This window comes from Streptococcus sp. CL5.50 (assembly GCF_049738015.1).
GTDB classification, from domain to species: Bacteria; Bacillota; Bacilli; order Lactobacillales; family Streptococcaceae; genus Streptococcus; species Streptococcus mitis_CA.
In genome coordinates this window covers 77,796-104,548 of sequence record NZ_JBKOTR010000008.1, presented here as the reverse complement: position 1 = coordinate 104,548, position 26,753 = coordinate 77,796, and the positions used below count along the sequence as shown (strand labels likewise).

Sequence of the window (26,753 nt, the reverse complement as noted above, 5' to 3'; positions counted from 1 at the left end):
TTACCCTCCATTCTTAATTCCTTCTACTTTTTGACTCAAATCGTCCCATTGTTGCCAAAAGACCGAGACACGCTCTTCTCCTTCTTTAGTTAACGAAAAATACTTCCGATCTGGACCATCTGACGACGGGCGCATGTCGCCTCTTATCCATTGATTTTTTTCTAACTTTTGCAACAAAGGATAAATAGTTCCTGGAACGATAGTGTCAAATCCAGCCTCTCGCAAAGTCTGAACCAACTCATAACCATACCGCTCTTTTTGACCAATCATATCCAAGACACAACCTTCAAGAACACCTTTTAATAGCTGAGTTTCTTTCATCACTTCTCCCTTCTAATCTATTTTGTAATACCTACTAGTAACTTCATTTATAATATACCACTTTCACACTAGTTTGTAAAGCATAATAGTTAATACTCTTCGAAAATCTCTTCAAACAACGTCAGCGTCGCCTTACCGTATGTATATGTAACTGACTTTGTCAGTTTCATCTACAACCTCAAAGCAGTGCTTTGAGCAACCTGCGGCTAGTTTCCTAGTTTGCTCTTTGATTTTCATTGAGTATAAACAAAAAACAGAACTAGCCTGAACTAGTCCTGTCTCTTTTTATCCAATCACACTTCCGTTTGGTACAGCTGGATCAACTGTGAGAAGGGTTAATTTTCCATCATGTTCAGCTGAGAGGATCATCCCTTGACTGACATATTTCTTCATCATCTTACGAGGTTTGAGGTTAGCAACGATTTGGACTTTCTGGCCGACCAATTCTTGTTCGTTTGGATAGTATTTTGCAATTCCTGAAAGAATTTGACGATCTTCTCCATCACCTGCATCTAGGCGGAATTGAAGCAACTTATCTGAACCTTCTACTTTAGACACTTCTTTGACTTCTGCGACACGGATTTCAACCTTGTCAAAGTCTTCAAACTTGATTTCATCCTTGTTTAGTTTGAGTTCGACTTCGTCTGGATTCCATTCTTTTTCGACTGCTGGTTTATTGCCTTCCATTTGTTCCTTGATATAGGCGATTTCTTCTTCCATATCCAGACGTGGGAAGATTGGTGTTCCTTTGGCAACTACAGTCACATCTGCTGGGAAGTCAGCCAAGCTCAAATTCTCAAGGCTTGCTACTTCTTCCAAGCCAAGTTGAGTCAAGACCGCGCGACTGGTTTCCATCATAAATGGCTCAATCAAGTGAGCTACAACACGCAGGCTGGCTGCCAAGTGGCTCATGACACTTGCCAATTGATCACGGAGTGCTTCATCTTTTGCCAAGACCCATGGAGCTGTCTCGTCGATGTATTTGTTAGTACGAGAGATAAGAGTCCAGACTGCTTCAAGCGCACGTGGGTAGTCAACTGCTTCCATGTGTGTATGGTAGTCAGCAATTGATTCAGAAGCTACTTGAGCAAGAGCATGGTCAAATTCTGTCACGCCCTCTTCATAGGCAGGAATTTGTCCATCAAAGTACTTGTTAATCATAGAAACCGTACGGTTGAGGAGGTTTCCAAGGTCATTGGCTAATTCATAGTTGATACGGCCAACATAGTCTTCAGGAGTGAAGGTTCCGTCTGAACCAACTGGAAGGCTACGCATGAGGTAGTAACGAAGTGGATCTAGTCCAAAACGCTCTATCAACATTTCAGGATAGACAACATTCCCTTTAGATTTAGACATCTTTCCGTCTTTCATGACAAACCAACCATGACCAATCAAACGTTCTGGCAATTTGATATCCAACATCATAAGAAGGATTGGCCAGTAGATTGAGTGAAAACGAAGGATGTCTTTTCCAACCATATGGAAGACTGTTCCGTTCCAGAACTTGTCAAAGTTAGCGTGTTCGTCTTGATCGTAGCCAAGAGCTGTCACATAGTTGAGTAGAGCATCAAACCAAACATAGACAACGTGTTTTGGATTTGATGGGACTGGTACACCCCAGGTAAATGTGGTACGAGATACCGCCAAATCCTCTAAACCTGGCTCAATGAAGTTGCGCAGCATTTCATTCAGACGGCCATCTGGAGTGATAAATTCAGGATGGGACTTGAAAAATTCGACCAAACGGTCTTGGTACTTGCTAAGACGAAGGAAATATGATTCTTCAGATACCCATTCAACCTCGTGTCCTGATGGAGCAATACCACCAGTTACATTTCCAGCTTCATCACGGAAAACTTCCGCAAGCTGGCTTTCTGTAAAGAATTCCTCATCTGAGACTGAATACCAACCAGAGTATTCACCCAAATAGATATCATCTTGAGCAAGTAAGCGCTCAAAGACCTGTGCGACAACTTTTTCATGGTAGTCATCAGTTGTACGGATAAATTTATCGTATGAGATATCTAGTAATTGCCAGAGTTCTTTGACTCCAACTGCCATCCCATCAACATAAGCTTGAGGTGTAATGCCAGCTTCTTCTGCTTTCTGCTGGATTTTCTGACCATGCTCATCAAGACCTGTCAGATAAAAGACATCGTAACCCATCAGGCGTTTGTAACGGGCTAGGACATCACAGGCGATGGTTGTGTAGGCAGAACCAATATGAAGTTTACCAGATGGATAGTAAATCGGCGTTGTAATATAAAAATTCTTTTCAGACATAATTTTTCCTTTCCAGGCAAATGAAACCTGTTTTTCTAACACTTCATTATATCACATTTTTAAGGATTTTCGATAGGGAAATCCATACAAAAAACAAGATAGACGAGTGTCCATCTTGTTTATTCTATTCATAACGAAGGGCTTCAATTGGATCAAGTTTCGATGCCTTGTTGGCTGGCAAAACTCCAAAAATCATACCCACGCTAGCCGAAACTGCAAGACTAAATAGGGCAACTGGGATTGATACTCCTACTTCTATACCAGCTATCAATCCTTGCAAGAGTAGACCAGCTATAGCGGTTAAGCCTGTCGCAATGGTTAGACCAATAACTCCACCAAGCAAGGTCAAAATCATGGATTCAATCAAAAACTGAATTAAAATATTGGCACGCGTTGCACCCAAAGCCTTACGGAGACCAATCTCACGGGTACGCTCTGTCACCGAAACAAGCATAATGTTCATAACACCAGTCCCTCCAACAAAGAGGGAAATCCCCGCAATGGCACTAATAATCGTAGTTATAAAACCGAACATTTGTTGAACTTCGTTGAAGGCTTCTGTTGCATCTGCTACCTGATACTCCCCTTGTTGGAGACCTGAAATCTCTGTCATTCTTCTTGCCAACTCTGGCCCCAAAGTCTGGCTCAAGCTAGTATCGTTAACACGAAAGACAATATTTGAAATCTCGTCTGTGTTAAAATTGACCGCAAGAGAAATATTAGTCGTAATTGGTAGTCCTCCGACTCCAAAGGTTTTTGCAGCCTTAGCTTCTTTACTTTCATAGACACCAATAACACGGTAGCTGATTTCATTTACTTCAACAATCTGATTGAGTGCATCTTTTGCTGAACCAAAAAGGCTCTTGGCTAGTTCATCATCTAGGACAATCACACTTGCAAAATCTTTATAATCTTGCTCTCTAAGACCACGACCTTCAATGATTTCATTTTCGACCGCATCCATATAAGTGACATTTCCACCTGTCATGTTAGCGTGTTCGACCTTTTTATCCTTATAGGTTAAGGTAACATTCGTCGAGTTGGTTAAATAGTAGCTATCCACTCCCTTGAGATTAGCAGCTTCCTTGACCCAAGCTTCTTGAGGTTTTGGTGGTTCAACAAAAACTTCCTCTTCTTTCCCAGAAACTGTCAAAGCTGATTGTTTTTGGGTAAAAGAACCATCTTTACTTTTAATTGGCGAGAAAAAAACATGAATATTCTTCTGTGACTTGGTCATGGTTTTATTGACCTGACGAGACATGGAATCACCTAGAGCCATAATCACAACAACTGAGGAAACACCGATAACAATCCCAATCATGGTTAAGAAAGAACGCATCTTGTGGGCCATAATGGATGAAAAGGCAAATTTCAGATTCTGCATCTTAGTTTTCCTCCTTTTCTAACTGAGCACTATCAGATGAAATAACTCCATCTCGAATGACAATCTGGCGTTTGGCATAAGCAGCGATCTCAGGCTCATGCGTTACCATGATAATGGTTGTTCCTTCTTTATTTAGTTCAACCAATAGTTGCATGATTTGATTACCTGTTTTGGTATCCAAGGCTCCTGTCGGTTCGTCCGCTAGGATAATAGAAGGATTGTTTACCAAGGCACGCGCAATAGCGACACGTTGCTTTTGACCACCAGATAATTCCGAAGGTAAATGGTGACTACGCTCAGTCAATTCAACCTTATCTAGATATTCCTCAGCTAACTTGCGACGTTTTGAAGCCGAAACTCCTGCGTAAATTAAGGGTAATTCTACATTTTGAAGAGCATTAAGCTTAGACAAGAGAAAGAACTGTTGAAAAACAAATCCAATCTCTTGATTTCGAACTTTGGCTAGTTGTTTTTCACCAAGTCCAGCCACTTCTTGGCCTTCAAGATAATACTCTCCACTGGTTGGTGTATCCAACATCCCAATGGTGTTCATGAGGGTTGACTTACCTGAACCGGATGGTCCCATGATGGCAACAAATTCACCCTCATTCACTTCTAGGTTGATATTTTTGAGAACCTGCAGTTCTTGGTCACCGTTACGGTAGCTTCTGCAGATATTTTTTAGACTAATTAGTTGCTTCATCAGCCTTCACCTCTTTTCCTTCCTCTAGAGAAGACGTTGGGTTACTGATGACCTTGACTCCATTTGTCAGACCTGAAGTGATTTCTTGGTTGTCTGCATCAGCATTGCCCAAACCAACTTCCACTTTCTTGGCCTTTTTCTGCTCGTCAAGTACCCAGACATAGTTCTTATCATTTTCAGTCACAACACTTGTTAGAGGAACCAAAATGGCTTTACTCTTATTCTTGACCTCAACACTTACTGAGAATCCTTGTTTCAAATCACCGATTTCACTTGTAACATCGATGGTATATGGATATTTAGAACCAGAATTACCACCTGCTGCGGCAGTAGCTGTACTTGCTGCTTCACCATTGTTTTTAGGGTAGTCAGAAATGTAGCTAATCTTACCAGTCCAGCTCTTATCTTGGTAAACTTTAGAAGTAAAGGTTACTTCTTGTCCTACAGAGAGGTTGGCAAGGTTATATTCAGATAGTTCCCCCTTAACTTGCAAGTTTTCATTACTTACGACATGAACTACCACCTGGCTAGCTCCAGTTGGAGATTTAGAAACATTGTGGTTGACTTCGACCACAGTTCCTTCTAGAGTGCTGAGAACCGTCATGGCATCCAACTGACTTTGAGCCTTACTTAATTGTGCTGCTGCATCTGCACGAGCATCACGGGCATCACCTAGTTGTGCATCAATAGATGACACGGCATTTCCTGAGACTGGAGCTGGAGTTTGCCCTGCAGCTCCTTCGCCTCCTGCTGGCGTTGGCAACTGTGGAGCCGGAGCTGAAGCAGCTTCATTTCGTGCTTGATTGAGTTCATTGATATGACGATCTGCCTTCGCTACTGCTCGGCTAGCTGAATCATAGGTCGCCTGGGCTTCTGAACTACTGTACTTAACTAAAGCCTGCCCTTCGCTGACCTTATCACCCACAGAAACAAGGATTTCATCTAAATCTCCCTTACTAGCATCAAAATAAACATATTGTTCATTTTTTGCTGTTACTGTCCCTGACAATAAAACAGAGGACGCCACGCTTCCTTCCTTGGCAACAACAAGATGAGTAGGCTCATCTTTTACCGCGGTCTGAGATGGTTGTCTAAAGAGCAAAATGCCCCCAGCACCTAATACAACTACACTGGCAGCACCGATTGCTGCATACAATTGCCACTTTTTAGCTTTACCATTCTTTTTCATAATGAAACTCCTTTTTGATTTAAAGTTCTTAACAATATTATACAAAAATTATCAATTTGAAACAATAACATTTCAGAACGAAATAATGACATTTCAGGATTTAATTATTGTTCGGAATTTATTTTACAATCGTTGTACTAGTTATATAATACACTTTATTTTTCTTTTTTGCAAGCCTTTTCTTTAATTTTTTTGAACGTAGCAGATTTTTGCAATCACATCAAAAAAAAGATAGAATATGACTATCAAAAAATGACACTCTACTATTTAAAAGAGTATAAAGGAGTTTTCAATGAGAGAATATGATATCATTGCTATCGGTGGAGGTAGCGGAGGAATTGCTACCATGAACCGTGCTGGTGAACACGGAGCCAAAGCGGCCGTTATTGAGGAAAAGAAACTAGGCGGAACATGTGTCAATGTCGGTTGTGTTCCTAAAAAAATCATGTGGTACGGGGCGCAAATCGCTGAGACTTTCCATCAATTTGGAGAAGACTACGGTTTTAAAACTACTGATCTTAACTTTGACTTTGCAACCCTACGTCGCAATCGTGAAGCCTATATTGATCGCGCTCGTTCTTCTTATGATGGCAGTTTTAAACGCAACGGAGTAGACTTGATTGAAGGCCATGCTGAATTTGTAGATTCTCATACTGTCAGCGTAAATGGTGAACTGATTCGTGCTAAACATATCGTGATTGCTACTGGTGCCCATCCCAGTATTCCAAACGTTCCTGGTGCTGAACTAGGTGGCTCTTCTGATGATGTATTTGCTTGGGAAGAATTGCCAGAGTCAGTTGCTATTCTAGGCGCTGGTTATATTGCCGTTGAATTGGCTGGCGTACTCCACACTTTTGGTGTCAAGACAGACCTCTTTGTTCGCCGTGATCGTCCTTTACGTGGTTTTGATTCTTACATCGTTGAAGGTCTGGTCAAGGAAATGGAAAGAACAAACTTACCACTTCACACTCACAAAGTCCCTGTTAAGTTAGAAAAAACTGCTGAAGGCATTACCATTCATTTCGAAGATGGTACTAGTCACACAGCTAGTCAAGTTATCTGGGCTACTGGTCGCCGTCCAAACGTTAAGGGCTTGCAACTTGAAAAAGCTGGAGTAACTCTGAACGAACGTGGCTTTATCCAAGTAGATGAATACCAAAATACTGTTATTGAAGGAATCTACGCTCTAGGTGATGTAACAGGTGAAAAAGAACTAACTCCAGTTGCTATCAAAGCTGGACGTACCCTATCTGAACGTCTCTTTAACGGAAAAACTACTGCAAAAATGGATTACTCAACTATTCCAACTGTCGTCTTTTCACACCCTGCTATCGGAACTGTTGGTTTGACAGAAGAGCAAGCTATTAAAGAATACGGTCAAGACCAAATCAAGGTTTACAAATCAAGCTTTACGTCTATGTACTCTGCTTGCACTGACAACCGTCAAGAAACTCGTTTCAAATTGATTACAGCTGGTTCAGAAGAAAAAGTTGTCGGACTTCATGGAATTGGCTATGGTGTTGATGAAATGATTCAAGGATTTGCTGTTGCTATCAAAATGGGAGCAACCAAGGCCGACTTTGACGCAACTGTGGCGATTCACCCAACTGCATCTGAAGAATTTGTAACTATGCGTTAATCGAAAAAAAAGAAGCCGATACAAATGTGTCTGCTTCTTTTTTGATGTTTTACGAAATGATGAAAACAACTTACCCAGTCAGCAAATCGGCCGTTACAGTTTTTGTTACCTTGTATTAAAAAATTGGTTGACAATAATTACTCTACGAGTATAATAGTTACTATACATCAGAAAAGAGGTTAACTATTTTGAAAAAAGCTCACGTTTATGCTATCCCTGCTATTGGGGCTGCTCTCATTGCTGTTTTGGCACAAATCAGTCTTCCAATTGGACCCGTCCCCTTCACTCTTCAAAACTTTGCAATCGGCTTGATTGCTACTGTCTTCAGACCGAGAGAGGCTGTACTTTCTGTTGGACTCTATCTTCTTCTAGGTGCTATCGGTCTTCCTGTCTTTGCAGGAGGTGGAGCTGGTTTTCAGGCTTTAGTTGGCCCCACTGCAGGCTATCTTTGGTTTTATCTCATTTACTCTGGACTTACTTCCTCTCTAACCAACAGCAAGAGTGGGATTGTCAATATTTTTCTTGCAAACCTCTTGGGTGATGCCCTTGTCTTTGTCGGAGGGATTCTCAGCTTACATTTCCTAGCTGGAATGGCATTTGAAAAAGCTCTTATTGTGGGGGTATTTCCCTTTATCATCCCAGACCTTGGTAAAATTATTGCTATTAGTTTTATTAGCCGTCCATTACTTCAACGCCTTAAAAATCAGGCTTACTTTGCTAACTAAAAAAGGATATCGAGTTGTCATGACTCAATATCCTTTTCTTTCATTTTGAAAACTTAATTGCCTTTAAAGGCATCCACCATCGTTTGAAATTCTTCATTGGAGAGAGTAATCCCTTTGCCCATTTTAGTATGATCTGGACTCCAAGCACGAATATCAAACTTTGCAGGAGCACCATTAAAGCTCACACGGTTGATTTCCTTGGTCCAACCTTTTTCGTTTTCAGAAAGAGTCAACAAGTGCTCTTCGATTTCAAATGTAAATTCTGCCATTTTCTTCTCCTTTTTTAGCTTTCATTAGTTTATTCGTAAAATCTTGTAGATTTTAGGAAAATTTTATATAATATTGATATAAAAGAAGGGAGGCCACTATGAGACATAAATTCCAGCAAGTTCTAGATAAAATACATGACTTTTTAAATGGACATGATCAACCTGACCATACTGAAAGCAACTCCCTTACAGCCACTATTGAAGAGGCTATCCAGAAACAAACCGCTGTTCACCTTATCTTGTCAGAGACAAGTTTTACAGGTGACATCATCAAATACGATCAGCAACGCCAGCAAATTATCGTGAAAAATTTTGCCAAAAATGTGACCCGTATTATCCGCATAAGCGATATTCAACGCCTGCGATTTGTCCCTTCAACCGTCCAAACAGCCCAAAAAAATAGATTTAAGAAAGAGTGAGATGTAGTTGCTTCATCCCACTCTTTTTTCTTAGCGAATTTGTTCAAAATGTAAATGAACTGCGATATGATCTCCATAACCACTTCTTTCCAAGTCACGTTGTAGACGATAGGAAATGTAGTGTTCTGCAATGGTAATGTAACCTGCACCCAGTAAACGATGTTCAACCATAGACTGAATCATGCTAATGGTAGCACGTTCTACCTTGGCTTCTTCCAAATCCAAAACCACTTTCTTAGTGACTTGTGCAAGGTTTTGACGCAAATCATCTGTTAATACATAGACAGTCTGGGCTGCCTTTAAGATAGCTTGGTAAATCTTATCTGGATTAAATTCAGCAATTTCTCCATCACGTTTGATTACTTGCATAGGTTTCTCCTTTATTCTTTGTTTTCTTTGATTTCTGCCAGCATTTTTTCTTCTTCTGCTGTCAGTTGATAATGTTCAAGCAAATCCGGTCTGCGTTCATAGGTTTTCTTCAAACTCTCATACAATCGCCACTGACGAATCTTTTCATGGTGACCACTCATCAATACATCTGGTACAACCATACCTCGATAATCATAGGGACGTGTGTACTGAGGATATTCAAGAAGGCCAGAAGAAAAACTATCATCTTGGTGGCTGGACTCCTTGCCAATCACTTCTGGAATCAGGCGAACCGTCGCATCAATCATGGTCATGGCCGCCAATTCTCCACCAGTTAAGACATAGTCACCCAGGGAAATCTCATCTGTCACCAAGGTCTTAATACGCTCATCATAACCCTCATAGTGCCCACAGATAAAGATTAACTCTTCCTCTTGAGCCAAATCCTCAGCATAAGCCTGATCAAACTGCTTTCCAGCAGGATCGAGGAGAATGACGCGCGGATTTTTCTTTTCAATAGCATCAAAGGCATCGAAAATGGGTTGGGCTCGGAGCAACATCCCCTGACCTCCTCCGTAGGGCTCATCGTCGACATGGCGGGCCTTTTCAGCATATTCTCGAAAATTATGATACTGGATATCCAAGAGCCCTTTTTCTCGAGCCTTTCCAACAATTGAGTGCTCCAGTGGAGAAAACATCTCTGGAAAGAGGGTTAAAATATCAATCTTCATCGTCTAACCCTTCTAAGATTTCCACATCGACGCGGTTATTAGGAATATCAACATTGAGAACCACTGGTGGGATATAAGGTAATAATAAATCACGCTTTCCTTTCCGCTTGACCACCCAGACATCGTTGGCACCTGGTTGCAGGATTTCCTTGATGGTTCCAATCAGGTTCTCTCCCTCATAGACTTCCAAACCGATAATCTCATGATAGTAGAATTCACCATCATCTAAATCGTTCAAATCTTCCTCAGCGACCTTGAGACTGTACCCCTTGTACTTTTCGATAGCGTTGATATGGTACATATCTTTGAATTTAATAATGTCAAAGTTCTTCTGTTTACGGTGGCTAGCGATGGTCACTGTTTGAACAAACTGATCTTTTTCATCAAACAAAGCCAGCTCAGCCCCTTTTTTAAACCGTTCTTCTGCAAAATCCGTCACAGACAAGACTCGCATCTCACCCTGCAACCCCTGCGTATTGACGATTTTCCCAACATTAAAGTAGTTCATCTTGTCTCCTGTAGTCTATTTCTTTCCATCTTATTCTGACAATTCTCGAATAATAGTCGCAATTTTTTCTGATTCTGACCATTGTAAATAATGGTGATTCCCTCCTAAAATGAGTTTAGTATTGGAAGTCCAATATTCTGATTCTCTGTACTCTTTTTCTCTATAAGGCTGACAAAAAATAAATACAGGGACATGAGATTCTATCGATACATTCTCAAAATCTTCCTCAGTAATCTCTCCAGATATCTGAAATCCTGTATCTTGATTTTCCAACTCTGAACCTTTTTCTTGCATTAATTCCCAGATTTCTTTATTAGTTTCAGGGCTAAATGTGGCTTGAGTTAAGTTCTTAAAATAAAGTTTAGGACCACACTCCTCAATCAGCCTCATCTGCTCTTCCATTTCTGGATAAGGATTTTCTGAAAAATCAGCAAACATGACGTTTTTAGTTGTCGGTTCAATTGCTACTAAAGCATGACACTTAATTGGTTTGTTGAGCAATTTGCAAGCTAAAATTCCACTCAAACTATGTGCACAAAGTATATATTCAGAAATCCCTAATTCTTCAAATACTTCATAAACCGCATCTGCAAGATTATCTAGATTTTTTCCAGCTTGGTCATGAATCGGACTCCTACCTGTGTTCGGAAAATCAATAGTCAAATAACCAATTGTAGGAGGAAGTTTTTCAAGTATAAGTGAAAAATTTTCATAACTTGGTAGCAAACCTGCGCCACTTAAACAAACTAGCATTTTCTTTTGCTTTTGATAAGTAACAGAGAGACTACCAATTTCTGTAGATACTTCAAACCTCTTCATAAAGAAATCCACTCATTCTATATAATGAATTATTAAAAATCCTTATCCTTTATTTTATCACGTTACAGAGATTTTCACAAGTTAGAGGAAAATACATAGAGGGCCCGCTATAGTCCAAAAAGTGCTAATATTTTCCTCTTTAATGTTAATTTATATTTGAAAGATGAGATATTTACATTCCCGTTATACATATTGCTATAAAATGTATATTCGCCAATTTCACCCTGACTTGTTTTCCATTTCATTCTTAAACTAGGCATATTCTCTGGTAAATTTGTATGAATCAATAAGCATGTATAATTCTTTAAATTTTTAACTGTATGCAGTTTATTATTTACAATCAAACAATCGTTTCTTGAATCATAGTTTAAAGAATAAAATTCTACTATTTCAATATCAACTTCTTTGGGATAAAAAATCAAATGATTAAAAGGTTTGCTACTTATATTATGTGTAAATTCATGAATATAGTGAAAATTTGTATGTAAAGATTCAAACTCGAATGGTTTAATTTCCTTGATTTCAATATTATTGATATAAACCTTATTTTGGAACGTTATCTTTATAATCACAGCAATAAATGTTGCAATTTGTAAAATTCGTAATAGCCAATCAATATACATTGACCAATCTATGTTAAAAACACAATCAATATTCATTCTTTTTTCAGTTTTCTTTCAAAAAGCCTTCCAAATCTCGTTCATGCTGATATTTGATAGCCGCCTTTTTGTCTTTTTCAAAAATGGTCTTGGTTAGATCTATGTCGTTGATGGCCGCAATTGCGACAGTGTAGTGAATGATATCAGCCAATTCTTTTGCTAGTTCCTCGTTCGAATCTTGAACTCCCTCTTTTCGACCAGAGCGTCCATTTAAAACCTCAGCAACTTCTCCAACTTCTTCTACTAGCTTAATAAAAAGCCCTTCTTCTGTTCTAGATTGTCGGTAATGGTCAAGTAAATATTCCTCTAGTTGTCTAACTGTTAAATCTCTCATTCTTTCTCCTTGCAAAAAAAGCGAGACATTCGTCCCGCCCTTCTTATTTTTCGTCAATAACGATTCTTACTTTTTTGTCTTCAGTTGGGACAGAGTAGACAATCGTTCTTATCGCAGAAATAGTGCGACCCTTACGACCGATTACACGACCCACATCGCTTTGATCAAGATCCAAATGATATTCCAAAAACTCTGGTGTATCTTCAATCTTGATAGTTAAGGCATCTGGTTGTGAAATCAAGGGTTTCACAATCGCAATAATGAGATTTTCAATCGTATCCATCTGTCAACCTACTTTAAATTTATTTTGAGAATTTAGAATCGTGGAATTTCTTCAATACACCTTCTTTTGAAAGGATGTTGCGAACTGTATCTGAAGGTTGAGCTCCATCAGCCAACCATGCAAGAACGCGGTCTTCTTTCAAAGTTACTTGGTTTTCAGCAACAAGTGGGTTGTAAGTTCCAACTGTTTCGATGAAACGTCCGTCACGTGGTGAACGTGAATCTGCTACGTTGATACGGTAGAAAGGTTTTTTCTTAGAACCCATACGAGTCAAACGGATTTTAACTGCCATTTTTAAAGTCTCTTTTCTTATTTTTTATTTCGGTGAAATAGCTGAGCTATTTAGCACATGTTCTATTATATCAGATTCCTGACAGGTGTCAAGAAAAAAACTTGACAGACTATAAAATTTTTACACCATTTATAAATTGGTTAGACTAATAAAGATAAATTAGAAAGAGAAACTTTATGAATACTACAATAGAGAACATTTACAAAGACCATCAAGTCAAAACCTTTATCTCTCCTGAACGTGATGTGGATGCTTGGCTCCTAAATCCCAAGCCCGTTCCTAAACGAAATATGGTACTACTTAAAGACAATCTCCTGGCAGGAGATATCATTCTACTATGGAGAATCCACTTTGGAACTTTTACCACCGAAACATGATTTTAAAAATTTCCATTCGAATATGATTCAAAATTCTCTTAAAATCAACGTTTTCTCGTTTTTTTAGAAAACAAATTTTCATCTAATTTGAATAACTTTCAATTAAATGGTGTGAATTTCACCCTAAAAACACACGAATTGAGCTAAATTTTACTAAAAAGTTCATACAATTATATATTCATGAAATTGCGACATATTCATCATTTATCAATCCCCAATAAATAAGTTTTCCCACTGAGTGATAGATGCTGGTAGGATCAACTTATACTTCTCATAGAAATCTAACAAATCGTTGTCCCCTATCCTAACTACATTTTCAATCTTATCTAAATTTATCACTCTCGGAGCATATAAATATACTATATAGCCTTCATCTAAGTATTGTTTAAATTCTAAGGCGTCAAGTTCCTTTGCTTTCTTTCCTTTCACTTGAACTACTGCTTTTCTCGGGTTATCAATTTCTCTTGAAATCATTTCACATTCAATTTTTATAGTAGTTGATTTCTTTGCAATTGAATTAGAAAGGACATAGTAGTTTTCCTTAATTTGAAGATATGAGATGACAAGTTCTTCTAAATCAAATTCAGGTAGATTATCGAGGAGACCTCCACTATAGGTTGTTACCTCAAAATAATTCTTTTTCGAAAATTTATTAAATATCAATTTTGAATATTCAATTATGCTTTTATCCCGTATCCTCTCAACTGTACCACCAAGAGGTCTATTAAACGATGACTTTATCTGTCCAGGGACTTGCATTCCCACGTTAAATGCATCAACTTGGATAACTGATCCAATATCCAAATGAGTATCACAAACTACTTTGGCTTGAGATTTCGCTTTACATATCCAATAATTTCCACTTAAATCTCGTGTCCAGAATAAATCATCTATCTGAGCATCCTTAAAAACATTTATTGCTGGATTCGCTCTGCCTCTTTCTTTTTTTATTCGTCCATAGTATTCATTAAAGTCTTCTTCCCGAATATCGCTACTTAAGCGACTCCAACCAAGTGCAAGATACTGTTCAGAATTATTTAAACAGAAGCCAATTAACTCTTTCCTAATGTTATCGTCTCTTTTTAAATGTATTCTAGTCACATAATCCATTCAAATTAGCCTCTCTTACTTTTTTCTTTCAAGATTATTTCGACTCCCGCTTGATGTAAAATATCATATCTAACACGACTTACTTCTGATTCATCGATTAAATTAAGAAGATGATCAATTTCTTTTCTTCCTTCTTCACTTAACTTTGGCTTTATATCAACTAAGTTTTTTTGTAGTCTTAAAAACAATTGAATAGCTACTTCGTAATCTTTTTTCTCTTGTAATTCTTGCTGCTTGGCTAAAAATTCTTTTTCTTTCTCTTCGTTTTTCTTCCTATTTTGTTCAGCCATTTCACAAAGTATTTCATAATCCACTGTTTGAGTCTCAAAATCTTTTTTTACCAACTCCAACATTTGAGGCGTAATACGAATACGATTATAAGCTTCTTTTACTAAGGAAGTGATTTTATCCCAATAAGGTATTTCTGAGTCTTCTCGGAACATTAATATTTCCCGATCCGTTATCACAATTTTCTTTTCTTCATCAATGAAATAGCCTTTTTCTTTGTAATTATTTAACTCAAAAATATACTTCTCTAATCTCCATTGTTTGACAATTTTTTTGGCATTGTCAGATAAATCAGCGTTGACCACATATCCATATAACCAATCAGGAAGATTAATATCACCTATAGTCCATCTTTGTTTCTCATCTGAGTATATTTTATTTCTTAATTCTCTGTCGGGAAATTTAACTTTATTAAAAACGTACTTAATAATCTCGTCACCCTCTTGAATGTATTCGTTCCAATACTTGCTATACTTAGCGTAGGGGCTAAATGGACGAGTTCTATATATAACTCTACTCATTTCATCTTCTCCTTTAGTTGGTGAAATTCACAGTATTCTTTTATAACAGATAAAACTTTCTCCCAGTCTTTCTCAAACATCTAGTCAATGTAATTTTCTTCCATTTTCTTAATAAGAATCTTCATGTCATCAATTAACGACTGTGGAGACAATACCCTTAAGGATTCCGCTTGACCCAATAGCCACCTCTTCAGCCCTGGTGTATCCTGACTCACAAATTCAATAATATTACCATTTGATGTTTTTTCAATAATTTTTGCTGTTGGGAATTGATCAACAACAATTGCTGAATCATTGACAAATAGGACTCTGATCTTTAACTCTTTTCCTATGAATGGATCTACACGTTTATTACGAATGTCTCCATCACGAAATTTTCTTCCATATGAGAGAGAAGGTTTTTTCTTTTCTTTAGATTCTACCCAACTAAGAATTCTATCTAGTTTCAAGGTCATATAAGAATCAAAAACTAAATTATAAGCTACTATGTAAAAGTAATGAGTATCATAATAAAGCGATACCGGGAAAATGGTATGATGCTTTTTAGTATTATAGGGAGATTGATATTCAATATCTAGTAGCAATTCCTTACGAATCATTTCAGACCATTCCCAAACCTTATCAATACGATTTTGTGTATCTGACAATGGTGCATAATTTAGCAACTCACTTGCAATAATACTGGAAACTTCATTTTGCTCATCTTTTGAAATAAGTGCTAATAAACTATCAAGTAATGACTTGTTTTCTTCCTTATTCAAAGATCGATTTTCTAGTAAAATCTTTGAAATTACAAGAATATCCTTTTTATTAAACAAAGATTTTCCTTTTAAGTATCTTGTATGGTGCTTTGCATCATAAGCAAGCTCTGCTGCAACCATTGGTTGTGTATCTAAGAAACCAGACAAGAGAGAAAAATCTCGTTGTATAGTTTTTTCACTAACACCAAATTCATCAGCAAGCTGAGCCTTAGATAAATGCGCGCCAGACTGTAAGCGTAAAAATATAGTTAATAAGCGTTCTTGGTCGTTCATATAATTCTAATCCTTTACTAATATTATAGCATTCCCAATGGTTCAGATTCAATCAATTTCTTAGTTCAAATCTTTTACTGATAGTACTCTTTTTCAAGCACCGATTTCTTCTTTTAGAGCCTACTATAGATTTCTCTACCTTCCGAATCCTATCAACGATATTGATTTTGAAGATTTTGCTTCAATAGCTACAATAGCCTTATTGATATCTGTCAATGTAATTTGATTTAAAAAGTTTTCATCTTCTAATTGAATCTTATCACCTTCAACCACGCGTTGTGCTTGACAGAAGACAATCTCATCTACTAATTTACGAACGTATCGAGCATTTCCAAAATTGCTACAATTTACAACTTCTGAAAAATGCTGACGTAGTACCATCTTACAATCGTCGGTTAATTGATAATGTCTTTTATTTATCATCAATTCTAAAATAGCAATTAGTTGATCAATTGTATAATCGAAAAATTTTATTTCTCTGGAAATTCTAGAGGATAATCCTGGATTAGTTTCAATGAATTGAGCCATCAATTCTTCATAACCAGCAAAAATAACCAAAACCTCATCCCGACGATTTTCCATTTCCTGTATAATCGCTGAAATAGCTTCATGTCCGAAATCTCTATCACTACTTGGAATAAGACTATAGGCCTCATCTATAAAGAGTACTCCCCCTCTTGCATCATCAAAAACTCTTTTTACTTTTGGAGCAGTTTGACCAACATATTCACCAACTAATTCCGTTCTACCTACCTCCACTAACTTATTCTCTTTAATTATCTTATTGTTGTATAAAATTTCTGAAAAGAGCCTAGCAACTACAGTTTTCCCAGTCCCAGGATTTCCGGAAAAAACAAGATGACGATTTAATACTTCGTTACTAAATCCATGTGCCTGACGCATTACAGAAACTCGACTATATGCTAACTGCTGCTTTAGGACCATTTTCACTTCTTCTAAACCAATTAATTCACTCAGCTTTTTCTCCGCATTTTCTTCATCTTCAACTGAAGATTTATTTTGGAGAATGAATCCATCGAGATTTAATTCATTTTTTTCTGAAGGATCATAATTATTTTGCACTGCAAATTCAATAAGCTCTTGAACAAAAAGGCGAACTTCTTTGGCATCCTTTAGCACGTGATTTTCAGCTACTAATCGTTCAAAATCTTCGTTACTCAAATGAACACCTTTTTGATTTAGCATTTGAATACCAATTCCTTTAAGCTCTGATTCATCATACCGGGGGAAATTAATAATTGATACCTTATTAAAAACATCGAGTAACTCTTTTCTAATAGCTTCTGCTTCTTGAATGCTTCTAGAAATAATAATATTAAAGGAATTCCCCTTCTTTTGTCGAAAATTATCAAAAATATCTGATTTTGTTTTTGATCTTGCCGAAAGATAATCAACTAATACAGCGAAATATTTTTCACTCATTTTAGGAACAAAATAATGATTGCAATTAACAAATATCGCATTCATACCAAAGATAGACTCTAGAAACTTGATTGCAAACTTTCTACCCGTTCCTTTCTCACCAGTAAAAATATAAAAATGTTGTTGATTTTCATTATTGCTTATTTTTTCTTGGAAGGATATATAATCAATGAATTCTCGAATAGCTCCTTTAAATTCAATTAGGGCAATAATATCATTCAACTCGTCCAACTTTTCTAAATTGGGTTTTAATTGTTCAGAAAATCTTTCTTTTTCTGCACTAAGTAAGAATTTGACTAAATCTCCTATATCACTTCTGCCAAGTTTCTTGATAAAATCACTTTCTATTAAAGGCTCTACCTTAGCTAGTAAGAACTCATAATCAAAAAAATCATTTATTTTTTTCATAATTTCTTGGTCATTGTAATTTTCTTGAGAAATAAGATAGTATGATTCTCCTTCTTTCAAAAAAATTAAATGATTAGACGTAATAAAATCATTCGTCTGAGTTTTAAAAAAATCATCAGGATTCTTAAATTCAACTTGATAGTAATTCATTCACTCTCACCTCTTTTTATAATAAATTAATTTTACAAAAAAGGATGGACATTTATTGTCTAGTTAATTATTTTTTAAGAAAATAAAAAAGAACACCCAAAAAAGTAATCTTTTTAAGTATAGTAATTCTTTCGAATTAACGTTTACTAAATTGTGATGCTTTACGAGCTTTCTTAAGATCTGGTTTCCAAAATACTTTGAGTATACTTATGACATTGATGCCCCTAAACATTTAAAAACTCTGGTGGAAAAAGGTTATGCAGTCATTGAAACAGCTTTTGACTCACTTGATCATCTCAATGCTACTATGAAAAAGAATATTCTGAAAAGCAAGGGAATTACAGGACTATCTAAGATGAAGGCTGCAGATCTGGAGCAAACCCTTCATAACAACTTTTCAGAAGAAGAATTAGCAAGTCACTTTACCGTTCGTGGCTACAAATTAACTCCAAAGGGGAGCAGATACTGGAACAATACAAGGGAATTATCAACCGCCATCCAAAGAAGAATCTCTAATCAAGTGATTTTTTGGTCGATTTTCTCTAAAACTACCTTGTCACTAATATTTGAAATCCACTTCCTTTTAGGGTACAATGGTAGAAATGAATTTTTGAGAGGATCAGAATGAAAAAACTAGCAACCCTTCTTTTACTATCAACTGTAGCCCTAGCTGGATGTAGCAGCATCCAACGTAGTTTGCGTGGTGATGACTATGTAGATTCTAGCTTGGCCGCTGAGGAAAGCTCCAAAGTAGCTGCCCAATCTGCCAAGGAGTTAAACGATGCTTTAACAAACGAAAATGCCAATTTCCCACAACTATCTAAAGAAGTTGCTGAAGACGAGGCTGAAGTGATTCTACACACAAGTCAAGGAGATATCCGTATCAAACTCTTCCCTAAACTCGCTCCTCTAGCGGTTGAAAACTTCCTCACTCATGCCAAAGAAGGCTACTATAACGGCATTACCTTCCACCGTGTCATCGATGGCTTCATGGTTCAAACTGGAGATCCAAAGGGAGACGGTACAGGTGGTCAGTCCATCTGGCATGACAAGGATAAGACTAAAGACAAGGGAACTGGTTTCAAGAACGAGATTACTCCTTATCTCTATAACATCCGTGGAGCTCTTTCTATGGCTAATACTGGTCAACCAAACACCAATGGTAGCCAATTCTTCATCAATCAAAACTCTACAGATACCTCTGCTAAACTCCCTACAAGCAAGTATCCAAAGAAAATCATCGAGGCCTATAAAGAAGGGGGAAACCCTAGTCTAGATGGCAAACACCCAGTCTTTGGTCAAGTGATTGACGGTATGGATGTAGTAGATAAAATTGCCAAAGCCGAAAAAGATGAAAAAGACAAGCCAACTACTGCTATCACAATCGACAGCATCGAAGTGGTGAAAGACTACGATTTTAAATCTTAAAAACCAAAAAAATACAGTATCCACATTCGGTACTGTATTTCTTTTATCCTCATTTTTAAGTTAGATTATTAAAATCCCAGATTTGGTCCATCCAGCCTTCATAAAAGTCTGGTTCGTGACAGACCATAAGGATAGACCCTTTGTATTCTTTCAGAGCGCGTTTGAGTTCATCCTTGGCATCCACATCCAAATGGTTGGTCGGCTCGTCCAGCACTAAAACGTTGTTTTCACGATTCATCAAGAGACAGAAACGAACCTTGGCTTGTTCCCCACCTGACAAGACCTGAATTTGGCTTTCAATATGCTTGGTTGTCAAACCACAGCGGGCAAGGGCTGCACGAACTTCTGCTTGGTTAAGTGCAGGAAAGGCATTCCAGACAGCTTCAAGAGGTGTTTGACGATTGCCTCCTTCTACTTCCTGTTCAAAGTAGCCAAGTTCTAGGTAGTCTCCACGTTCAACCTCTCCAGCGATTGGTGGAATAATGCCCAAGAGGGACTTCAAGAGAGTTGTTTTCCCGATACCATTTGCCCCGATAATAGCAACCTTTTGATTACGTTCAAAGGTAAGGTTTAAAGGCTTAGTCAGAGGACGTTCATATCCAATCTGCAAATCCTTGGCTTGGAAAATAAAGCGCCCTGGTGTACGAGCCGGTTTGAAATCAAAGGATGGTTTTGGTTTCTCACTTTGCAGTTCGATAATATCCATCTTATCCAATTTCTTCTGACGAGACATGGCCATGTTTCGTGTTGCAACACGCGCTTTGTTTCGAGCGACAAAGTCCTTGAGGTCCGCAATCTCTTTCTGCTGACGTTCGTAGGCTGCCTCTAGCTGAGATTTCTTCATAGCATAGACTTCTTGGAACTGGTAGTAGTCACCAGAATAACGCGTCAGCTGTTGATTCTCCACATGATAGACGATATTAATCACATCGTTCAGGAATGGAATATCGTGTGAAATAAGAACAAAGGCATTCTCATAGTTTTGGAGATAGCGCTTGAGCCAGTCAATATGCTCAGCATCCAAGTAGTTGGTCGGCTCGTCCAACAGCAAGATATCAGGCTTTTCAAGGAGGAGTTTAGCCAAAAGCACCTTGGTTCTTTGTCCACCTGACAAAGAGGTTACATCTGTATCCATGCCAAAGTCCATGACACCAAGGGCACGCGCAACTTCGTCAATCTTAGCATCCAAGGTATAGAAATCACGACTCTCCAAACGGTCTTGGAGTTCTCCCACTTCTTCCATGAGAGCATCAACATCAGCTTCATCTTCAGCCATTTCCATATAAAGGTCATTGATACGAGCTTCAGCTTTGAATAGCTCATCAAAGGCTGTACGGAGAACATCACGCACCGACTGCCCTTCAGCAAGGACGGAGTGCTGATCCAAGTAACCGGCAGTCACATATTTGGACCACTCAACCTTCCCTTCATCTGGCAGCATTTTACCAGTCACAATGCTCATAAAGGTTGATTTCCCTTCACCATTGGCACCGACAAGACCGATATGTTCTCCTTTGAGAAGACGGAAGGACACATCTTCAAAAATTGCACGGTCACCAAAACCGTGACTCAGATTTTTAACTTCTAAAATACTCATTTTAATTCCTTATCTTGTTTTTATGTAATTGGTTATAGAGGAGCCAAGCCAGATAGCCACCCAAGGTATTAGTCCACAAATCATCAATTTCAAAGACGCGATTAAAATCAAAGAAAAAGTCCAAGACTAACTGCGTACACTCGATTCCAAGACTCACTAGAAAGCTAAAAAGTAGCACCTTTTTTGTTTTCCGCAAGTTTGGAAGGAGATAAAGGAGTTGGAAAACAAGAGGAAAAAGCAAGAAGACATTGAGGATATTTTGTAAAAAAATCCAAAATAATTGTCCTACATCACTCACTTCGCCCAGTTTCCAGAGAGAATTGAAAGGAGTCAAAAGAAAAACCAGGCGTCCAAGATGCTGAATACCTGGAGTTTCCACTCCCACGGGAGAATGTTCTTGAGGAGTAAAGCAAAAGTAAACGATACAAATACTATAGAAAATGACTCCCCAGACCAAAACATGATTATAACTCTTCTTCATCATTAAGGATTGACTGCTGCGACTGCCTTCTGGCGGTCACGTTTCATTGTATTAGAACGCAATTGTCCACAAGCTGCATCAATATCAGTACCATGTTCTTGACGAACAACACAGTTAACCCCTTTTTTCTTAAGCGTATCATAGAAAGCCAGGACGCGCTCTTTAGGACTACGGCTATATTGGTCATGCTCACTAACCGGGTTATAAGGAATCAAGTTTACATAAGACAATTTCTTGATATTCTTGAGCAATTCAGCCAATTCCAAGGCTTGTTCTACACCATCATTAACTTCATTGAGCATGATGTATTCAAAGGTCACACGACGGTTGGTTGTCTCAATATAGTACTCAATAGCCGCAAAGAGTTTTTCAATCGGAAATGCACGGTTAATCTTCATGATGCTTGAGCGCAATTCATTGTTAGGTGCGTGAAGGGAAACCGCAAGATTGACCTGAACTCCTTCATTAGCAAAATCACGAATTTTATGAGCCAAACCTGAAGTTGAAACCGTGATGTGACGAGCACCGATGGCCATTCCCTTGTCATCATTGATAGTACGAACGAAATTCAAGACATTGTTGTAATTATCAAATGGTTCACCAATTCCCATGACAACGATATGACTGACACGCTCATCCTGACCACGCTCATCAAAGTATTTCTGAACCAGCATGATTTGCGCTACGATTTCACCGTTATTGAGATCACGTTGTTTCTTAATCAAACCAGAGGCACAGAAGGTACAACCGATATTACAGCCTACCTGAGTGGTCACACAGACAGATAAACCGTAGTGTTGACGCATGAGTACTGTCTCAATCAGCATTCCATCTGGCAATTCAAAAAGATATTTAACTGTCCCATCAGCAGACTCTTGAACGATACGTTGTTTCAAGGGATTGACCACAAACTGGTCATTAAGCTTAGCAATCAAATCCTTGGAAAGGTTGGTCATCTCTTCAAATGACTGGACACGTTTACGGTAAAGCCATTCCCAGATTTGATCTGCACGGAATTTCTTTTCTCCCTGCTCCAAAACCCATTCCTGCATGGTTTGACGTGTTAAACTATAAATTGACGGTTTCATTTCTTCTCCTTATTCTCTACTCACTTCTGACGAATGACAAAATGACGTTGTCCCTTGTCCTCTTTCTGAGAATGCTGGTCTTTCTGACGACGTCTATTTTTCTTATCTGCATTCGGTTTTCGTTTGGTTTGAACCGGTTTCTTTCCTTTTTTAGAAGGTGTTTCTTCTTCCTTCTTACGCATTTTCTTGTCAAATGATGCTCGCTTAGGAGCTTCATTTTCTAAGACAAAATAGGCACAACCATAACTACAATACTCTAAAAGGTAGTCTTGTAAACGACTGATTTTTTCAAGTTTTTCTTCTGTTCGATCATCCTTGTAAAAACCTCGTAGGCGAAGCTGTTCGTTGCTCCAGTCTCCCACGATATAATCAAACTTGGTTAAGACTTCTGAAAAACGCTGATTAAAAGCCGTCACATCAAAGGCATCCTTGATATTTTCCACCAAGGAAAAAGCTATCCCTTCCGTTTCGACCTTGTCCCCATGTAAATGAAACTCAGGACCAGGAAACTTGTTATAGTTGTATAATTCAGGTGCAATTTCTTTTCGCATAGATATCCTTTTTCCACGATTACTTAATACTTTATTCTACCATAATTTCTAGCAGTTAGCACGTTTCTCATAAAAATGAAAAAAGTCTGACGATTTTGTCAGACCAAAATAATATAACCTTAAAAAGAGAAGAACAATTCTTCCCTCCAACTATCATTATTTAGCAGCTGCGTACAATTCATCTACTTTGTTCCAGTTGATCACTGAGAAGAAAGCTTTGATGTAGTCAGGACGCACGTTGCGGTATTTCACATAGTAAGCATGTTCCCAAACGTCCAAGCCCAAGATTGGTTTTTTGCCTTCTGAGATTGGTGTGTCTTGGTTTGCTGTTGAAGTCACTTCAAGTTTACCTTCTTTGTTGACAACCAACCATGCCCATCCTGAACCAAAACGAGTTGTTGCTGCTGCAGTGAAGGCTGCTTGGAATTCTTCAAATGAACCAAATGTTGCATCGATTGCTGCTGCAAGTTCTGCTGATGGAGCTGTTTTTTCAGGAGTCATCAATTCCCAGAAAAGAGCGTGGTTCAAGTGTCCACCACCATTGTTGATAAGCGCTTGACGGATATCAGCTGGGATAGATTCTACATCAGCAAGCAGGGCTTCAAGGTCTTCACCAATTTCAGGGTGTTTTTCAAGAGCTACATTAGCATTGTTGACATAAGTTTGATGGTGTTTGTCATGGTGCAAGTGCATTGTTTCCGCATCGATGTATGGTTCCAAAGCGTCGTATGCATATGGAAGATCTGGTAAGATAATAGCCATCTGTAATACCTCTTTTTCTTTCTATATGAAAATGATAACGCAAACATTCACTTTTTTCAAGTTTTTTGCTTATAGATGAAGAAATCACTGAAATACTTTCTAATAATACTCTTCGAAAATCTCTTCAAACCGCGTCAACGTCGCCTTGCCGTAGATATGTTACTGACTTCGTCAGTCTTATCTACAACCTCAAAACAGTGTTTTGAGCTGACTTCGTCAGTCTTATCTACAACCTCAAAACAGTGTTTTGAGCTGACTTCGTCAGTCTTATCTACAACCTCAAAACAGTGTTTTGAGCTGACTTCGTCAGTCTTATCTACAACCTCAAAGCAGTGCTTTGAGCAACCTGCGGCTAGTTTCCTAGTTTGCTCTTTGATTTTCATTGAGTATAAAATAAGCAAATCACTAAGAAACCCACGACAAGATAATCCTGACGCGGGTTGTAGTTTCAAAAAAATGTCAATTGACCTGACTAGCAATCTGTAAGAGTGCCTTTTCAAAAAGGAAATTCTTTTCATAAAGACCAGTCTTAACCTGATAGTCTGTCTCAATCAAATAAGAAATAGCTTGCTTCAAAAAGCTCAAGGAAAGTCCTCGCGCATCTCTCAGCGCAAACTTAATCTGATAGGGATTTGGATTGCGTCCGAGAAAACTACCTAAACTACTTGCAATCTGCGATTCTGTTTGACCAGACTCCGCCAAAATTTTCACCTGAGTAAAAGTCCGAAATTGTCCTAGCATGACTGCAATCAGTTTGATTTCATCTTCACCTTGCAAGGTCAAGTCTCTAACCAAATCGCGCGCCTGGTCCATCTTTTTAGTCAGAATAAACTGAGTTAAATCAAAAATATTGTCCTGTAAGGTCTTGGGAATTGCGTTAACAATATCCTCTTCCTCGATAACAGAATCTGCCTTATAAGACTGTAAAAAGAGGAGATTTTTCTGGATTTCGCTAAATTGAAAACCAGATTTGATAAGGAGATTTTCAAAAGAATGATCGGCAAACTGCAGACCTTGTTTCTGGCTCCACTTTTGAAAATACTGGCGCAGTTCTTGTTCTTTAGCTTCTACTGCATCAAAAACCTTGGCATCACGCTTAAGTAATTTAACCAACCGTCTTTTGCTATCCAGCTTTCCTTCCGCAAATATCAACAACTTGGTTGTTGGCGAAGGATTGTCAAGGTATTCTTCAAACGACTTGAGCTCATCATCTGTCAAAAAGCGCTTTTTAGCAGTTGTGATATCGACAAAATGATCCAATATCACGATTTTCTCATCTGCAAAGAAAGGAAGGCTGACCAACTCCAGTTCCACATCCTTGTAAGCTACTTCTTTCATATCAAAGTAGGCAAAGTTAAGGTCAGCAGAATCATAACCAATCTGTTTCAATACTTGACTCTTCATAACTTCAAACTGACCCTGATCTGTCCCTGTAAAAAGGCTCAGGCTCGGTAAATTTGATAAAGTCAACTTCTGACTTTCTTCAATGGCTAGCATCTTCTCTCCTTTCTTCTAACTTTTTAGTTCATTTAATCAATATAGTGCAATTTCCCACGGAAATCTTCTAGGCTTTCGTACCCTTTTTCCTCCATGATTGCTTTCAGTTCATTAGTAATACGATCAAAAGCACCAACTCCTTCTTTGTGAAGGGTGGTTCCCACCTGCACCATACTTGCTCCACAGAGGATATGTTCAAAGGCATCACGACCAGTCAAAACGCCACCTGTACCAATAATTTGAATTTGAGGGTTTAAGCGTTGATAAAAGGCATGAACATTAGCTAAAGCAGTCGGTTTGATATACTCTCCACCAATCCCCCCAAAACCATTTTTAGGACGAATAACGACGGACTCATCTTCTATATAAAGGCCGTTTCCGATAGAGTTAACACAGTTGACAAACTTGAGCGGGTACTTGTTGAAAATAGCTGCCGCTTGGTCAAAGTGAACAATATCAAAATATGGTGGCAATTTAATTCCCAGAGGTTTGGTGAAGTAGGCAAATACTTCTGTCAAAATCCGGTCTGTTGTCTCAAAATCATAGGCAATCTGAGGTTTACCTGGAACATTGGGGCAGGAGAGGTTTAGCTCTGTTAGACCACGAAATTCACTCTCTTGGACTTTTTTCAAGATAGTATGGGTTTCCTCTGGAGACATGCCAACTAGAGATAAGAAGAAAGTCCGGTTCGGCTCTTTTTCCTGCAAGTCCAAAAGATAGTCCAAATAATAATCTAAGCCCTTATTCGGCAAGCCCATAGAGTTGATAGAACCAAGTGGAACATCTTGATAGCGTGGCTCAGGATTCCCCTGACGAAAGTCCAAGGTTGCTGTCTTAGTCACAAAAGTTCCTGCCGCTGAGTTTTTAACGCCCTCTAACTCTGCTATCGTCATACAAGCCACACCTGCTGCATTCATCAAACAATTGTCAAACTCAAAACCAGCAATTTGCGTTTTCGTTGATACCATGATTCTGATCCTCCAGATTCCTTTTATTGCTAATATTATACCATATTTTCAGATTTTCTCTTTAAGAAAGGCATTTATAAGAAAAACGTTCGTTTTTTATCTACTTTCAAAAAATATGAAAAA

The 26,753-nt window shown here is 38.2% G+C and carries 31 protein-coding genes; 6 read left to right on the top strand and 25 right to left on the bottom strand.

Annotated elements, in window-relative coordinates:
- The 5 genes from ACLNCV_RS06795 to ACLNCV_RS06775 form a co-directional block, all read right to left on the bottom strand.
- Positions 1-321, bottom strand: a complete 321-nt coding sequence (locus ACLNCV_RS06795) for a PadR family transcriptional regulator (protein ID WP_045611355.1) — start codon at positions 319-321, stop codon at positions 1-3.
- Between the two features lie 285 nt (positions 322-606).
- A complete protein-coding gene (metG, locus tag ACLNCV_RS06790) occupies positions 607-2,604 on the bottom strand; it encodes a methionine--tRNA ligase (protein ID WP_265483262.1) in 1,998 nt (665 codons plus the stop codon).
- A 124-nt stretch (positions 2,605-2,728) separates the two neighbouring features.
- On the bottom strand, positions 2,729-3,988 hold the full coding sequence (locus ACLNCV_RS06785) for an ABC transporter permease (RefSeq protein WP_261011207.1): 1,260 nt from the start codon (positions 3,986-3,988) through the stop codon (positions 2,729-2,731).
- A 1-nt stretch (position 3,989) separates the two neighbouring features.
- Entirely contained in the window at positions 3,990-4,691 is a 702-nt protein-coding gene (locus ACLNCV_RS06780) for an ABC transporter ATP-binding protein (RefSeq protein ID WP_173876019.1), read from the bottom strand.
- The gene (locus ACLNCV_RS06775) at positions 4,675-5,883 is read right to left on the bottom strand and encodes an efflux RND transporter periplasmic adaptor subunit (protein WP_424845029.1); all 1,209 of its coding nucleotides are present in this window, start codon (positions 5,881-5,883) and stop codon (positions 4,675-4,677) included. Before ACLNCV_RS06775 ends, ACLNCV_RS06780 begins: the two co-directional genes overlap by 17 nt.
- 289 nt (positions 5,884-6,172) lie before the next feature.
- On the opposite strand from ACLNCV_RS06775, the gene gor reads away from it, so the two are divergent.
- Positions 6,173-7,519 (top strand): glutathione-disulfide reductase, encoded by a 1,347-nt coding sequence (gor, locus tag ACLNCV_RS06770; protein ID WP_033684941.1) that lies wholly within the window; start codon positions 6,173-6,175, stop codon positions 7,517-7,519.
- Positions 7,520-7,707: 188 nt separating this feature from the next.
- Positions 7,708-8,244: a biotin transporter BioY gene (locus tag ACLNCV_RS06765; RefSeq protein ID WP_173876017.1), complete on the top strand. Its 537-nt coding sequence runs from the start codon at positions 7,708-7,710 to the stop codon at positions 8,242-8,244.
- A 53-nt stretch (positions 8,245-8,297) separates the two neighbouring features.
- Here the strand turns inward: ACLNCV_RS06765 and ACLNCV_RS06760 are convergent, their stop codons facing one another.
- Positions 8,298-8,513, bottom strand: a complete 216-nt coding sequence (locus tag ACLNCV_RS06760) for a YdbC family protein (RefSeq protein WP_000807422.1) — start codon at positions 8,511-8,513, stop codon at positions 8,298-8,300.
- Positions 8,514-8,611: 98 nt separating this feature from the next.
- On the opposite strand from ACLNCV_RS06760, the gene ACLNCV_RS06755 reads away from it, so the two are divergent.
- Entirely contained in the window at positions 8,612-8,932 is a 321-nt protein-coding gene (locus tag ACLNCV_RS06755) for a hypothetical protein (RefSeq protein ID WP_084926479.1), read from the top strand.
- A gap of 30 nt (positions 8,933-8,962) precedes the next feature.
- On the opposite strand, the gene ACLNCV_RS06750 is transcribed toward ACLNCV_RS06755, so the two are convergent.
- The 8 genes from ACLNCV_RS06750 to rpsP all read right to left on the bottom strand — a co-directional run bounded on the left by ACLNCV_RS06750 (position 8,963) and on the right by rpsP (position 12,927).
- A complete protein-coding gene (locus ACLNCV_RS06750; protein ID WP_001196040.1) occupies positions 8,963-9,301 on the bottom strand; it encodes an ATP cone domain-containing protein in 339 nt (112 codons plus the stop codon).
- Between the two features lie 11 nt (positions 9,302-9,312).
- Positions 9,313-10,032 carry a tRNA (guanosine(37)-N1)-methyltransferase TrmD gene (trmD, locus tag ACLNCV_RS06745; protein ID WP_000686933.1) on the bottom strand — a complete coding sequence of 240 codons (720 nt, stop codon included), beginning with the start codon at positions 10,030-10,032 and terminating at the stop codon, positions 9,313-9,315.
- Positions 10,022-10,540 carry a ribosome maturation factor RimM gene (gene rimM / locus ACLNCV_RS06740; protein WP_084926481.1) on the bottom strand — a complete coding sequence of 173 codons (519 nt, stop codon included), beginning with the start codon at positions 10,538-10,540 and terminating at the stop codon, positions 10,022-10,024. Before rimM ends, trmD begins: the two co-directional genes overlap by 11 nt.
- A gap of 30 nt (positions 10,541-10,570) precedes the next feature.
- On the bottom strand, positions 10,571-11,359 hold the full coding sequence (locus tag ACLNCV_RS06735; protein ID WP_261033960.1) for an alpha/beta fold hydrolase: 789 nt from the start codon (positions 11,357-11,359) through the stop codon (positions 10,571-10,573).
- A gap of 107 nt (positions 11,360-11,466) precedes the next feature.
- Complete coding sequence (locus tag ACLNCV_RS06730) at positions 11,467-12,018, bottom strand: hypothetical protein (protein WP_023943056.1); 552 nt, start codon at positions 12,016-12,018, stop codon at positions 11,467-11,469.
- A 7-nt stretch (positions 12,019-12,025) separates the two neighbouring features.
- The gene (locus tag ACLNCV_RS06725; protein ID WP_033688581.1) at positions 12,026-12,352 is read right to left on the bottom strand and encodes a MazG nucleotide pyrophosphohydrolase domain-containing protein; all 327 of its coding nucleotides are present in this window, start codon (positions 12,350-12,352) and stop codon (positions 12,026-12,028) included.
- Positions 12,353-12,395: 43 nt separating this feature from the next.
- Positions 12,396-12,635 carry an RNA-binding protein KphA gene (kphA, locus tag ACLNCV_RS06720; RefSeq protein ID WP_000379617.1) on the bottom strand — a complete coding sequence of 80 codons (240 nt, stop codon included), beginning with the start codon at positions 12,633-12,635 and terminating at the stop codon, positions 12,396-12,398.
- Positions 12,636-12,654: 19 nt separating this feature from the next.
- Complete coding sequence (gene rpsP / locus ACLNCV_RS06715; RefSeq protein ID WP_000268760.1) at positions 12,655-12,927, bottom strand: 30S ribosomal protein S16; 273 nt, start codon at positions 12,925-12,927, stop codon at positions 12,655-12,657.
- Between the two features lie 176 nt (positions 12,928-13,103).
- Between rpsP and ACLNCV_RS06710 the strand changes: the two genes are divergently transcribed.
- Positions 13,104-13,304: a hypothetical protein gene (locus ACLNCV_RS06710; RefSeq protein WP_001098347.1), complete on the top strand. Its 201-nt coding sequence runs from the start codon at positions 13,104-13,106 to the stop codon at positions 13,302-13,304.
- Between the two features lie 207 nt (positions 13,305-13,511).
- On the opposite strand, the gene ACLNCV_RS06705 is transcribed toward ACLNCV_RS06710, so the two are convergent.
- The 4 genes from ACLNCV_RS06705 to ACLNCV_RS06690 form a co-directional block, all read right to left on the bottom strand.
- The gene (locus ACLNCV_RS06705) at positions 13,512-14,414 is read right to left on the bottom strand and encodes a hypothetical protein (protein ID WP_000386831.1); all 903 of its coding nucleotides are present in this window, start codon (positions 14,412-14,414) and stop codon (positions 13,512-13,514) included.
- A gap of 5 nt (positions 14,415-14,419) precedes the next feature.
- Positions 14,420-15,223, bottom strand: coding sequence for a hypothetical protein (locus ACLNCV_RS06700; protein ID WP_000091993.1), 804 nt, complete (start codon positions 15,221-15,223; stop codon positions 14,420-14,422).
- Positions 15,224-15,303: 80 nt separating this feature from the next.
- The gene (locus ACLNCV_RS06695; RefSeq protein ID WP_000999613.1) at positions 15,304-16,257 is read right to left on the bottom strand and encodes a helix-turn-helix transcriptional regulator; all 954 of its coding nucleotides are present in this window, start codon (positions 16,255-16,257) and stop codon (positions 15,304-15,306) included.
- A 135-nt stretch (positions 16,258-16,392) separates the two neighbouring features.
- Complete coding sequence (locus ACLNCV_RS06690) at positions 16,393-18,258, bottom strand: AAA family ATPase (RefSeq protein WP_261011202.1); 1,866 nt, start codon at positions 18,256-18,258, stop codon at positions 16,393-16,395.
- A gap of 244 nt (positions 18,259-18,502) precedes the next feature.
- On the opposite strand from ACLNCV_RS06690, the gene ACLNCV_RS06685 reads away from it, so the two are divergent.
- The gene (locus tag ACLNCV_RS06685) at positions 18,503-18,886 is read left to right on the top strand and encodes a hypothetical protein (protein ID WP_004234198.1); all 384 of its coding nucleotides are present in this window, start codon (positions 18,503-18,505) and stop codon (positions 18,884-18,886) included.
- Positions 18,883-19,686: a peptidylprolyl isomerase gene (locus ACLNCV_RS06680; protein ID WP_173213737.1), complete on the top strand. Its 804-nt coding sequence runs from the start codon at positions 18,883-18,885 to the stop codon at positions 19,684-19,686. The genes ACLNCV_RS06685 and ACLNCV_RS06680 overlap by 4 nt, the downstream gene beginning before the upstream one ends.
- 55 nt (positions 19,687-19,741) lie before the next feature.
- Here ACLNCV_RS06680 and ACLNCV_RS06675 read toward each other — a convergent pair whose 3' ends face one another.
- The 7 genes from ACLNCV_RS06675 to ACLNCV_RS06645 all read right to left on the bottom strand — a co-directional run bounded on the left by ACLNCV_RS06675 (position 19,742) and on the right by ACLNCV_RS06645 (position 26,630).
- Positions 19,742-21,283, bottom strand: a complete 1,542-nt coding sequence (locus ACLNCV_RS06675; RefSeq protein WP_424845023.1) for an ABC-F family ATP-binding cassette domain-containing protein — start codon at positions 21,281-21,283, stop codon at positions 19,742-19,744.
- A gap of 1 nt (position 21,284) precedes the next feature.
- On the bottom strand, positions 21,285-21,767 hold the full coding sequence (locus ACLNCV_RS06670) for a VanZ family protein (protein WP_424845022.1): 483 nt from the start codon (positions 21,765-21,767) through the stop codon (positions 21,285-21,287).
- Positions 21,767-22,852 (bottom strand): 23S rRNA (adenine(2503)-C(2))-methyltransferase RlmN, encoded by a 1,086-nt coding sequence (gene rlmN, locus ACLNCV_RS06665; protein ID WP_000804760.1) that lies wholly within the window; start codon positions 22,850-22,852, stop codon positions 21,767-21,769. Before rlmN ends, ACLNCV_RS06670 begins: the two co-directional genes overlap by 1 nt.
- Positions 22,853-22,872: 20 nt before the next feature.
- Entirely contained in the window at positions 22,873-23,403 is a 531-nt protein-coding gene (locus tag ACLNCV_RS06660) for a YutD family protein (protein ID WP_049551866.1), read from the bottom strand.
- 156 nt (positions 23,404-23,559) lie between these two features.
- A complete protein-coding gene (sodA, locus tag ACLNCV_RS06655) occupies positions 23,560-24,165 on the bottom strand; it encodes a superoxide dismutase SodA (protein WP_049546399.1) in 606 nt (201 codons plus the stop codon).
- 459 nt (positions 24,166-24,624) lie between these two features.
- The gene (gene holA / locus ACLNCV_RS06650) at positions 24,625-25,662 is read right to left on the bottom strand and encodes a DNA polymerase III subunit delta (RefSeq protein ID WP_424845021.1); all 1,038 of its coding nucleotides are present in this window, start codon (positions 25,660-25,662) and stop codon (positions 24,625-24,627) included.
- A 32-nt stretch (positions 25,663-25,694) separates the two neighbouring features.
- Positions 25,695-26,630 carry a dihydroorotate oxidase gene (locus tag ACLNCV_RS06645; RefSeq protein WP_424845020.1) on the bottom strand — a complete coding sequence of 312 codons (936 nt, stop codon included), beginning with the start codon at positions 26,628-26,630 and terminating at the stop codon, positions 25,695-25,697.
- Positions 26,631-26,753 lie beyond the last annotated feature (123 nt).

Coding starts and splice junctions, on each gene's coding strand:
- ACLNCV_RS06795 (WP_045611355.1), bottom strand. CDS start 321: ATGAAAGAAACTCAGCTATTAAAAGGTGTTCTTGAAGGTTGTGTCTTG.
- metG (WP_265483262.1), bottom strand. CDS start 2,604: ATGTCTGAAAAGAATTTTTATATTACAACGCCGATTTACTATCCATCT.
- ACLNCV_RS06785 (WP_261011207.1), bottom strand. CDS start 3,988: ATGCAGAATCTGAAATTTGCCTTTTCATCCATTATGGCCCACAAGATG.
- ACLNCV_RS06780 (WP_173876019.1), bottom strand. CDS start 4,691: ATGAAGCAACTAATTAGTCTAAAAAATATCTGCAGAAGCTACCGTAAC.
- gor (WP_033684941.1), top strand. CDS start 6,173: ATGAGAGAATATGATATCATTGCTATCGGTGGAGGTAGCGGAGGAATT.
- ACLNCV_RS06760 (WP_000807422.1), bottom strand. CDS start 8,513: ATGGCAGAATTTACATTTGAAATCGAAGAGCACTTGTTGACTCTTTCT.
- ACLNCV_RS06755 (WP_084926479.1), top strand. CDS start 8,612: ATGAGACATAAATTCCAGCAAGTTCTAGATAAAATACATGACTTTTTA.
- ACLNCV_RS06750 (WP_001196040.1), bottom strand. CDS start 9,301: ATGCAAGTAATCAAACGTGATGGAGAAATTGCTGAATTTAATCCAGAT.
- trmD (WP_000686933.1), bottom strand. CDS start 10,032: ATGAAGATTGATATTTTAACCCTCTTTCCAGAGATGTTTTCTCCACTG.
- rimM (WP_084926481.1), bottom strand. CDS start 10,540: ATGAACTACTTTAATGTTGGGAAAATCGTCAATACGCAGGGGTTGCAG.
- ACLNCV_RS06735 (WP_261033960.1), bottom strand. CDS start 11,359: ATGAAGAGGTTTGAAGTATCTACAGAAATTGGTAGTCTCTCTGTTACT.
- ACLNCV_RS06730 (WP_023943056.1), bottom strand. CDS start 12,018: ATGAATATTGATTGTGTTTTTAACATAGATTGGTCAATGTATATTGAT.
- ACLNCV_RS06725 (WP_033688581.1), bottom strand. CDS start 12,352: ATGAGAGATTTAACAGTTAGACAACTAGAGGAATATTTACTTGACCAT.
- kphA (WP_000379617.1), bottom strand. CDS start 12,635: ATGGATACGATTGAAAATCTCATTATTGCGATTGTGAAACCCTTGATT.
- rpsP (WP_000268760.1), bottom strand. CDS start 12,927: ATGGCAGTTAAAATCCGTTTGACTCGTATGGGTTCTAAGAAAAAACCT.
- ACLNCV_RS06710 (WP_001098347.1), top strand. CDS start 13,104: ATGAATACTACAATAGAGAACATTTACAAAGACCATCAAGTCAAAACC.
- ACLNCV_RS06705 (WP_000386831.1), bottom strand. CDS start 14,414: ATGGATTATGTGACTAGAATACATTTAAAAAGAGACGATAACATTAGG.
- ACLNCV_RS06700 (WP_000091993.1), bottom strand. CDS start 15,223: ATGAGTAGAGTTATATATAGAACTCGTCCATTTAGCCCCTACGCTAAG.
- ACLNCV_RS06695 (WP_000999613.1), bottom strand. CDS start 16,257: ATGAACGACCAAGAACGCTTATTAACTATATTTTTACGCTTACAGTCT.
- ACLNCV_RS06690 (WP_261011202.1), bottom strand. CDS start 18,258: ATGAATTACTATCAAGTTGAATTTAAGAATCCTGATGATTTTTTTAAA.
- ACLNCV_RS06680 (WP_173213737.1), top strand. CDS start 18,883: ATGAAAAAACTAGCAACCCTTCTTTTACTATCAACTGTAGCCCTAGCT.
- ACLNCV_RS06675 (WP_424845023.1), bottom strand. CDS start 21,283: ATGAGTATTTTAGAAGTTAAAAATCTGAGTCACGGTTTTGGTGACCGT.
- ACLNCV_RS06670 (WP_424845022.1), bottom strand. CDS start 21,767: ATGATGAAGAAGAGTTATAATCATGTTTTGGTCTGGGGAGTCATTTTC.
- rlmN (WP_000804760.1), bottom strand. CDS start 22,852: ATGAAACCGTCAATTTATAGTTTAACACGTCAAACCATGCAGGAATGG.
- ACLNCV_RS06660 (WP_049551866.1), bottom strand. CDS start 23,403: ATGCGAAAAGAAATTGCACCTGAATTATACAACTATAACAAGTTTCCT.
- sodA (WP_049546399.1), bottom strand. CDS start 24,165: ATGGCTATTATCTTACCAGATCTTCCATATGCATACGACGCTTTGGAA.
- holA (WP_424845021.1), bottom strand. CDS start 25,662: ATGCTAGCCATTGAAGAAAGTCAGAAGTTGACTTTATCAAATTTACCG.
- ACLNCV_RS06645 (WP_424845020.1), bottom strand. CDS start 26,630: ATGGTATCAACGAAAACGCAAATTGCTGGTTTTGAGTTTGACAATTGT.